This is a genomic window from Mesorhizobium sp. CNPSo 4689, from assembly GCF_057784325.1.
Window position 1 is genome coordinate 188355 of sequence record NZ_JBWLUZ010000009.1, and the last position, 9783, is coordinate 198137.

Here is a 9783-nt window from a genome sequence, read left to right on the forward strand (position 1 = left end):
AAAATAAACTGTCGACCGACCCATCTCGAACCTGCCACGGAGGGCGCATTCTAAGACAGATTTGCAACCATGGATCGATCTTTCGCATATACCAAGTTTCTAACAATCCTTGCGATTCGCCTTGACGCGGAACGCAAGACGTCGTCGATAGATCAGGCCCAGCCGGTTCGGATCACATGTTTGAAGTCACTGCCGAGGATTCGTTCGATTTCCGTTCGAAGGAATATGCCGAACTCTTCGCCAGTTCGGCGGCGACGGCTTTTCAACATCCCATATGGCTGAGCCAGCTCTATGAGAGGATCGTACGGCAAGGCGCTGCCACGCCACTTGTCATCGTCGTGCGAAACGGTGCGGGTGGAAAGCTCGCGATGGTTTTGCCCCTGGTCAGGCGCCGGTACACATTGCTCAAAGTGGTCGAATTCGCCGACATGCGCGTTTCCGACTACGTATCGCCAGTCGCCGACGAGGAGACCTTCTCGCGCATCGTGGCGGACAGTCGAGCCGTTGCCGCGATCCGAAGGCATCTGAAGCCTTACGATCTCCTGCGCATCGGCAAACTGGCGGACCGCTCATTGGCGATCGAGCGGCTCCTTGGCATCGACAAGCGCGAAAGCATGGGCATGAGCGCTTACTCCAGCAAGCTGGAGCCGACATTCGCCGCCTGGCGCGAGCACCAGCTCGACCAGTCCTACCGCAAGGAGCTCGACAAGAAATCCCGGCAGCTTGGCCGAATAGGAGAGGCGCGCTTCGCATGCGCTGACAACGTCGCTGCCATCCGCACGACTTTCGATGCGCTCAAAGTCTATCGCGGCAAGCGTTTCGATGGCAGCAACGGCCCCGCCGACCTGCTGCAATTGCCGTCCTATTTCGATTTCTATCTGGCTGTGGCGACCGAAGGGTGCGGCGGTTTTGCTCGCACCTACACTTTCTGGATGAACGATCGGGCGATCGCCGGCGCGCTTGGCCTTGAGCACCGCGGCTCGCTGCTTGTCATTCTGGGCGGGTTCGACGAGGCCGGCTACAGGAAGCAGTCGATCGGCAGCCTGATGTTCGAACAGATCGCCCGCGACTGTATCGAGCGCGGCGACCATTCCCTCGATTTCACCATCGGCGACGAGCCCTACAAGCGCATCTTCGGCGGCCGGCCATCGCCTATGTGGCAGATCTTCCGAGCCGGCAGCCCGCTCGGCCTGGCGGCGCATCTGACGGTCGAGAAATTGCCGGCGGCCAAAGCGCTGGCGCGGCGCGTGCTCGGTTCGCACGGGAAGAAGGCCGCCGCTGGTCATGTGGTGACGTCGCCAGCCTCCACCGACGAAGTGGCTGGGCCTTGAGGTCGGAACGAGCCCAAGGCGCGCCTCCCAAAACCACTGCGCAGTTTGTGCGACAGATCGGCTGATTGGCCTGCGATCACGCCACGGGTTCGACCGCGGGCTTTCTGAGGTTGCGCAGCCTGGCGGCGAAAGCGGGGCTTAGATTGTCGATCTCGTGCATGATGCGGCGGCGGCTGAAGTGAATTTGCCGGCGCGCGCGCCAGCGCAGGTCGGTGTCGATGGTCAGGCTGCGGCGAAAATGCGCCAGCTGGAGACCATGCTCGTCCATCGCCTGCTTTACCGGATCGGCGTAGAAGGTCGCGATCTTTGCGGCGGCCATGCCGGGTGAGGCCAGCCATTGCGGCACATGCACCGTGCATAGGCGCTCGACATCGGTGAGCAGCCGGCTGACGCCCGTCCCTGCGGCCGGACAGGATGTCTGGTAGGCATCGCCGATCAGGACGGCGCCGTCGCGCACGCAGTTCTCGGCGACGGTGATGTCGGTGAGCCAGCTCTCGACCCGGTCGATCACTTCGAAATCGCCGAATGCCTTGACCAGACCCGGGAGCGTTTCGATGAGCGTTTGCCTGGGATTGTCGCGCAGCGCCTTGACCCAAGGGTCGCGATGCTCGCGGAAAACGAAGAGATTGGCGCGGGTGACTTCGGCGGCGGGGAACAGGTTCAAATAGTCGATGCCGTCGGAAACCCGTTCGCCGTAATAGGTGAGGGCGGGGTGCCGGAAGGCGCTTGCTCCCACCGGGCGAAGATTGAAGCCGAAGGTCAGCGACTGCCGCTGGTGGACGAACTTGCGCTCGATGCCAAGGTCGCGGCGCAGAATGTCACCCATGCCGGTGGCCAAAACGAGAAGCCGCGCCGTCACGTCGCCGTGTCCGAGGATCGACACACGCTGGCGTTCCGGGCCTGCCTCCAGTCCGCTCACCCGACCAGCGATGAAGCGCACGGTGTCGGGCAGTTCGGCCCGCATTGCGGCGACGAGGTCATCGTAGAAAATGCCGTAGTGCCGGGCGTTCGTGCGGTCGAGCAGGCGCCCCTTGCGAATGTTGACGATTTCGTCGAATGCCACGGCCGCTGCGGAAAGCCCGTCCAGAAGGCCGATCCGGCGCAGTTTTTCGATCTGGTCGCCGGCGATCTTCTCGACGCGGAATTCGCGCGGAAAAACCTGATGGCGGTCGATCAGCGTGACGTGATAACCGGACCGCCCGAGCACGTTTGCCGCCAGAGTGCCGGAAAGCCCGCCGCCGACTATGACGACCTCCGTGTCGGTTCCGGCAGGCAGCGGACGGTGGAGACGCTCTGCTGTCATCTGGAATACCTTAATATGGCGTAGATGGCCTGGGGACTTGTGGTGAAATAGCGCCAGAAAAGCCGGCGCGGCTCCATCAGCGCGCGCCACAGCCACTCGAATCCGGCCTTCTGTACCCACAGGGGCGCGCGCCGGACCTTGCCGGCGATATGGTCGAAAAGCCCGCCCGACGTCTTGATCACCCCGACATTCTGGAGTCGCGATGCAAAGTCGCGGACGAAGATCTGCTCGCGCGGAACACCGAGGCCCAGCCACAAAATGTCGGGCGCAAGTGCGTTGATCTCGTCGAGCTTCTTTTCAAGCGCCTGGCCGGCAAGGAAGCCGTGGCAGTGCCCGACGATGCGCAGGCCGGGGTATCTGGCTTTGACACTCGCAACGGCCTTGTTGTTCTCGGCCTCTGTCGACCCCAGCAGGTAGAAGGTCGTGCCTTCCTGTTCGGCAAGCTTGGCCACGTCGTGAAAGAGGTCAGTGGTGGCTACCCGCTCCGGCAGATGCGTTCTGCACAGCAAGCGTGAGGCGAAGACCAGCGGCTGGCCATCGGCGAAGATCTGGTCGGCTTCGCTGAAAAGCACGGCTACGTCCACATTCGCGCGAGCTTGGGCGATGACATCGCCATTGGCGGAGGTGAAATAATAGGGACGGCTGCTGCGGATATGCCGCCGTGCCGCCGCGATCATCAAGCGCGCGGCTTTTGGCCGGTCGATCACCGTGATCGGTAACCCACCAAGCTGCACGGTTGGAAGGGCGAGAAGGCTCGCCTGGAAAGCAACGGCTTCCTGCTGAGCGATATCAGCCGCGCTTGCGAGCCCGGCTGAAAGTTGACGATGCGAACGGGGAGACTGGGTTGCGGACGTCGCGGCTTGCGCGGAACCGGGAGGCCCCGATCCACTGATCGCGGCCTCATCTCTTCCAAGATCCCTTGGAGAGGTCTCTGAAATTTTGCGCATAGAAAAACTGCCCCATCCCCAGTATATCCAAACTACCCCCTTGCTTGGCACCATAAGTAAAAAAATCGGAAAGTTAAGCGATAGATTAATAATTAGTTAATATGTAAATCTTGTCTAAAAGTTTAAAGATCAAAATGGGTGGGAAGATCTGGGCCAATTTTCCAATGACCGCCGCCCAAGTGGCAGCGGCACTGTCTGTTCTGCGGCTATTTCCGTGATGTCTACAAGGACAACAAGCTGTCCGGTGCGTCTCACCTGACTCGATATCAGCCAGCTTCAGCGGCGCTGGCCGCGTATCGAGGCCTGGTAGACCAACGACGTCCAGCTGTTGGAGGAGGCGAGGTGACAGTAGACCAGCCCCAGCGCTCCCGATTTCCTGAGGTCGAGAAAGGCCTCGTCGCTCAATTTGTTGAAGGCCGGCTCGTCGATCACCTGGAAATCGGTGAGGTTGAGCACCTCGCCGCCCTCCAGCGTCACCTTGCTCTGGCGTGGCGCGAACAGTCCGTGCGCATCGACCTTATCAATCATGGCGCGGGTCGCGTTGAAGTCGACCTGGAATTGGTTGCAGAAGGTCAGCGCCTGTTTCGTCGCGTCCGCTGCCTCGGTCCCGTTGAAGAATGGAGCGATCTTGCCGCCGTCCTCACGGAACGGCGCCAGCAGTTGGTCGACGACGCGCTGGCTCGCCCGGTCGACGCACAGTGTCAGACGACCGGTCGTCGTCGTCTCGTCTGCGAGAACGAAAGGATAGCGGCGGACATTGGCCGGAACATAATGCGGTTCGGTCCATTTGCCGTCGGCATCGACGAACAGGTTCTCGTTCTGGCGCAGGCCGGTGATGATCACCGGTGCCTTGGCGGCGCCGATGAAGACGATGGGATAGGAGCGCATCGCCGCCGGCATCTCCGACGCCACCACCGGAATCGCGTGCGCCGAGCGGGCGAAGCCAAAGTCGGCCCGCGCGGCCAGCCCCAGCGAGCCGTGCCTTATCGGGTTGAGCGCTTCCGGCCTGGAGTAGAACAGCGGCGAGGCGGCGCCCGCCGCGTTTTCCGCTGCCGGTGCCGTTTTTGTGTCGCTGTCAGCCATCGTCCGTCTCCCTTTTGCCGCCATCCGATCGCGTTGGCTCAATTAACGCATGATACCGAAAATCGAAAATCGTTTGTTTCGCTGAAACTTCAGTTGGCAAAGGATCATGCATAAAATCGAAGTAATGCGGGTTTACCGATCTGCAGTGCCAGGTTTCGCAGAAACTCACCGAATCCAAGACGGGCCAGCGGGTGCTCACCATGACCGTCCGTCGCGAGAAAACCAATGGCGGCCTGGCCGTGCTGCTGGCGCTGCCACATGGCTGTTCCTGCCCTCCGGCGCCTCCTACCAGATCGACACCGGACAGAAGGCAACGGTTGCCATCCAGACCAGCGACCAGAATGGCGCCTACGCCGCCGTCCCGCTGACGCCGGAACTCTCATCACGGCGATGAAGGCGGGGACCAATCTCAACATCGGCATGAAATCGGTGACGCGCAAGCCGGTGACCATTCCGGTTTCACTGTCCGGCTTCACGGGGGCGATCGACAAGCTCGAAGCAATCAAATAGCCGCGAAGAGCCTCTGCTTCGGGGGCTGCCACCAGCGTGCCGCTGGCCTCAAGCCGACCGGGAAGGGCCACTGCTTGGCCTCCACGAACGACAGCGCGGGCAAGGTTCTATTTCTGACGGAAGGCGGAGTGAAACGAGGTGAGCAGCGGGCCCAATATGTAGTCGAGGGCGGTGCGCTCCTCGGTGACGATCATCACCGAAGCCGGCATGCCAGGATAAAGTGCGATCTGCGGTGCCGCGGCCAGTTCGGCCGGATCGACCGCGATGTCGGCGACATAGTAAGGGAAGCCGGTCTTGGCGTCGGTGATGCGATCCGCCGAAATGCGGGTGACGCGTCCATGGATGATCGGTATCGAACGCTGATTGTAGGAGGTGAAGCGAACTTCGGCCGTCATGTCGGAGCGCAGGTTTGATATGTCCTCGACGCGAACCTGCGCCTGGACGATCAGCGAATTCTGCGTCGGCACGATGTCGAGAATCGTCTGGCCCGGAGCGACGATCGCACCGATCGAAAAGACGCTGAGATCCATCACCTGGCCATCATAGGGCGAGCGGACTTCGGCACGGTCCATGGCGGCCTGGGCGGCGAACATCTTGGGCACGAGGTCTGCCAGGCCCGATTGCGTGTCGATCAGCATGGCGGAAAGCTTGGCCCGGCGCTCGTTGGTCAACTGGGCGATCTGGCTTTCCAGCTCGGCCTTCGACTGACGGCTGCCGGCGATTGCCCCCAGATTCTCGTCGATCAGGCCCTGCAGACCGGAGGCTGATCTGTCCAATTCCAGAATGCGCGGCCGTGTCGTCAAGCCGGCCTTGAGGAGCTTGGACAGGCTGACCTTTTCATCGATCGTCGATTGCAGCTGGGCCCGGTACGATTCGACGCGAGCCTGCTTGCCCTGGATCTGCTCATCAAGCTCGGCAATCCGCCGCTGCAGGATCTGCCTGGCGCCGGCCATCGAGGCGCGCTGGCTTTCCAGATCGGCGATCTGGTTTGCCATGGCATCCTTGAGATAAGGCACGTGCTCCTTGAGGATGTCCTGCGGAAAGGCAACTGCCCCGCTGCCATCAAGCTCGGCCTTGATCCTGGCGTCGGTGGCGCGCAGGAGCGCATATTGCTGGGCGTAGAGGTTGAACTCGGAACGGATCCTGGTGTCGTCGAGGACCAGCATGACCTGGCCCGTCTTGACGATGTCGCCGTCCTTGATCCGGATTTCCTTTACCGTTCCACCGTCGAAGTGCTGAACGCTCTTGCGATTGCCTTCCACCTTGACGACCGCATCGGCCAGCACGGCGCCGTTCAGCGGGGCAAAGGCGGCCCAGCCGCCGAAGACGCCGAAGAAGGCGATGATGATCAACAGGCCGATATAGGCCGGCACCCGGATGGAATCCGGGGCCGGGATGCCGGCTTCGCCGGGCAGGCTTCTGTAAATGAGGGCGCTGTCGCTCAACGGTCACTCCTCAGGCAGGTCATTGGGTTGCCACCGCAATTGAAGTCGCACGCTGATTGAGCCGTGCCACGATCTCGTTCCTCATGCCGAAAGCTTCGACGGCGCCGTCCCGCAACAGCAGGATCTTGTCGACATTTGCCAGCGTCGACGGCCGATGCGAAACGATGATCACCGTGCTGCCGCGACGCTTGAGCTCGATCGCGCACTCGCTCAGCGCACGGTCGCCATCGGCGTCGAGATTGGAGCTCGGCTCATCGAGAACGATGAGGTTCGGCGTGCCGAACACAGCTCGGGCAAGCGCGATCCGCTGCCGGTATCCTCCCGACAGCACGGCGCCGCCTTCGCCGATCTGCGTCTCGTAGCCTTGCGGCAGGCGGATGATCATGTCGTGCACGCCGGCGAGCCGCGCGGCCTCGATCACTTCCTGGTCGACATTGGTCTTGAAGCGTCCGATGTTGGCGGCGACGGTGTCGGAAAACAGCTCGATGTCCTGCGGCAGGTAGCCGACGTGGTCGCCGAGCGCGTCGCGCCCCCAATGCGACAGATCGGCGCCGTCCAGCCTGACGGTGCCGCGGCTGGGCTGCATGACGCCGGCGAGGTGACGGGCCAGCGTCGACTTGCCGGCACCCGAGGGGCCGACGATCCCCAGCGCCTCGCCTGCCTCCAGCCGGAACGATACGTCTCGCAGAAGCACCTTCTGCTGGCTGGGTATGGCAAAGCTGACCTGCTCGACCGAAATCTTGCCGGTGGGCTTGGGCAGGTTGAACGATCTTTCGCTCTGTGCACCGCCGTCGATCAGTTTGTGAACCCTGGTCAGCGCCGCCCGCGCCAGGACCAGGTTGCGCCAGAGGCCGACGATCTGTTCGACGGGCTGCAGGCCTTTGCCCAGCAATATGCTGGCCGCGAACATAGAACCGGCCGTGGTCTGCCGTTCGATCACCAGATAGGCGCCGAGGCCGAGGATCAGCGACTGCATGGTCAGGCGCAGGAACCGGATCACCCCCGACATCAGGGCGGCGCGGTCGCTGGCTTGCGTCTGACGCCGGAGCGCCAGGCTGCGGTCGCGCCCCCAGCGGCGGATGAGGCCGTCGATCATGCCCATGGCGCGAATAACTTCCGAGTTCCTCAGGCTCATCTCGGTGAAATTGTAGTTGGCCGTCGCCAGATCGTTGGCCTGCTTGAGCGGCGCGCGCACCAGATACTCGTTGATGACCGCCATGGCGACGAGCAGCAGGGACGAGCCGAGCGCAAAGAAGCCGAGCCAGGGGTGCAGCAGGAAGATGATGGCGATGTAGATGGGCGACCAGGGAAGGTCGAACAGCGCATTGATGCCCATGCCGGTGATGACCTGCCGGAACGTGTCGAAGTCACGCACCGGCTGGCTCTGCGAGGAGCCCGACTGCGAGGTCTCGACCGACGCGGCCACGATCCTCGCCGCCAGCAGCCGGTCGAGGCGCACGCTGGCGCGCGTCAGGATCGTGGCGCGCATGAGGTCGAGGCCGGCAAGCGCAAGGAACGCCGCCAGCAATGCGATGGTCAGCATCACCAGCGTGGTTGCGCTGCCGCTGGTCACCACCCGGTCGTAGATCTGCAGCATATAGAGCGGGGAGGCGAGATAGAGCAGGTTGATCGCCAGGCTGAAGCCCGCCGCGATCAGGAAATAGTGGCGGCACGCCAGCAGGGCGTCCTTCACGATCTGCGATTTTCTGTCGAGACTCAAATACCCAGCGGAGAACCGCCCCCCTGTCCACCTGTATGCCGATACTACTCCCGATCCTTCAGCCGGCCACGCAGTCCGTCGATATTCTTGTCGTAAACCTTAACGCGCAGGCTGGATCAGGAAATGCTACGGGAAGTGTGCCCCAACCCCGCGCACTTCCCCGGGGTGAAACCACCGTCAGCGTGATCTGGAATTCGGTGTTGCCCGCGTTTCCGTTCACGTCGGCGCGGACAATGGTGTTGCCGCCGACTTCCGACCAGGTGATGCTGTTGGCGACGGTGGCCGCATTCTGCCCTCCGAACAGGAAGGCCTGGTCGCCGGCGGCTCCGCTGGCATCGATTGAGGACAGGTCGATCTTGTCGACCCCATGCACGAAGTCGGTGATGGTGTCGAAATTGCCTCCCCCCGGCGCGGAGTCCGTGACGATTGGTCCATAGTAGAATGTGTCGGATCCTGCCCCGCCGGCGAGCGAATCGGCACCGACGCCGCCAACGAGCCGGTCATTGCCGTCGCCGCCATTCAGCGTGTCGTTACCACCTTGGCCGAACAGCGTGTCATTGCCGGCCAGGCCGAAGATCTGGTCCGCCCCGCCATTACCGTAGAGGATGTCGTCGCCGTTGTTATTCGTAGGATCGTTGAAGGTTTCGCCCGAATTGCCATTGCTGCCGGTGATAACCTGGAACGTCTCGCTGTACTGGTAGGCGGGACCAGCGGGATCGCCGACCTGCGTAGCCTGTACGGTCACCGAAACCGTCTTGCTTGGCGACAAATTGGCCGCGCTGAGCGTGCTGCCGGTGATCGAAAACAGTCCCGCGTCCGATTGCGAAGTGATGCTGTAGACAAAACTGCCGAGATCCGGGTCGGTCGCGGTCAGTGCTCCTGTAAACTGGAACGAGCCGAAACTAACGTTGTCCGTCGTGGTGCTTGGCGTGAGCTGGATGTCCGTCGGAGCAAACCGCGGCGGGCCATCGTCAGCGCCATTGATGGTTATCGAGACCAGCTTCGCCGTGCCGTCCTCGGAGAAGACGGTAAAGCTGTCGTTCAATGGCTGGCCGTCATTGAGCGCGTTGACCGTCGGGTTCGAGTTGTCGAGCGTATAGGTCCAGACACCCGCGGCGGTCACGGTGTAGGTTCCGTAGCCGAGCGCGCTGGCTGTCGCGGAATTGACGGCCTGGAACGAGTCCGTGGTATTGTCGACATCGGTCGACAGCAGATCGCCGGTCGCGGTCGGCGTGCCGCCGCCGTTGGAAGCGCCCGCTTCGACGACCGTCCCAGCCGCCGTGCCCGTGATCACCGCGGCGTCGTTGGTGCCGGTGATGGAGATGCTGATCACCTGGCTGGTGCCGTCCTCGGAGAAGACGGTGAAGCTGTCGGCGAGCGGATCGCCGTCATTGAGGGCATCGACCGTGGGATTGGTGTCGTCGAGCGTGTAGGTCCAGTTGCC

At 62.4% G+C, this 9783-nt stretch carries 9 protein-coding genes; 2 read left to right on the top strand and 7 right to left on the bottom strand.

All coding sequences use genetic code 11. The features are described from left to right. The first annotated feature begins 176 nt into the window (after positions 1-176). Positions 177-1331 (top strand): GNAT family N-acetyltransferase, encoded by a 1155-nt coding sequence (locus AC04SI_RS15720; RefSeq protein WP_404278797.1) that lies wholly within the window; start codon positions 177-179, stop codon positions 1329-1331. 76 nt (positions 1332-1407) lie between these two features. On the opposite strand, the gene AC04SI_RS15725 is transcribed toward AC04SI_RS15720, so the two are convergent. The 4 genes from AC04SI_RS15725 to AC04SI_RS15740 all read right to left on the bottom strand — a co-directional run bounded on the left by AC04SI_RS15725 (position 1408) and on the right by AC04SI_RS15740 (position 4924). After that, on the bottom strand, positions 1408-2634 hold the full coding sequence (locus AC04SI_RS15725) for an FAD-dependent oxidoreductase (RefSeq protein ID WP_404278795.1): 1227 nt from the start codon (positions 2632-2634) through the stop codon (positions 1408-1410). Beyond that, complete coding sequence (locus AC04SI_RS15730; protein WP_488474468.1) at positions 2631-3581, bottom strand: WecB/TagA/CpsF family glycosyltransferase; 951 nt, start codon at positions 3579-3581, stop codon at positions 2631-2633. Before AC04SI_RS15730 ends, AC04SI_RS15725 begins: the two co-directional genes overlap by 4 nt. 276 nt (positions 3582-3857) lie before the next feature. Further along, the gene (locus AC04SI_RS15735) at positions 3858-4664 is read right to left on the bottom strand and encodes a SapC family protein (protein ID WP_488474469.1); all 807 of its coding nucleotides are present in this window, start codon (positions 4662-4664) and stop codon (positions 3858-3860) included. Positions 4665-4768: 104 nt separating this feature from the next. Then, entirely contained in the window at positions 4769-4924 is a 156-nt protein-coding gene (locus tag AC04SI_RS15740) for a hypothetical protein (protein WP_404278789.1), read from the bottom strand. Positions 4925-5054: 130 nt separating this feature from the next. Between AC04SI_RS15740 and AC04SI_RS15745 the strand changes: the two genes are divergently transcribed. Further along, a complete protein-coding gene (locus tag AC04SI_RS15745; protein ID WP_404278787.1) occupies positions 5055-5174 on the top strand; it encodes an invasion associated locus B family protein in 120 nt (39 codons plus the stop codon). 107 nt (positions 5175-5281) lie between these two features. Here AC04SI_RS15745 and AC04SI_RS15750 read toward each other — a convergent pair whose 3' ends face one another. The 3 genes from AC04SI_RS15750 to AC04SI_RS15760 all read right to left on the bottom strand — a co-directional run. Beyond that, positions 5282-6619: an HlyD family type I secretion periplasmic adaptor subunit gene (locus AC04SI_RS15750; RefSeq protein WP_404278785.1), complete on the bottom strand. Its 1338-nt coding sequence runs from the start codon at positions 6617-6619 to the stop codon at positions 5282-5284. A gap of 19 nt (positions 6620-6638) precedes the next feature. Beyond that, entirely contained in the window at positions 6639-8312 is a 1674-nt protein-coding gene (locus AC04SI_RS15755) for a type I secretion system permease/ATPase (RefSeq protein WP_404278783.1), read from the bottom strand. Positions 8313-8397: 85 nt separating this feature from the next. After that, positions 8398-9783, bottom strand: a 1386-nt coding sequence (locus AC04SI_RS15760; protein ID WP_488474470.1) for a VCBS domain-containing protein, incomplete at its 5' end; no start/stop codon positions are given.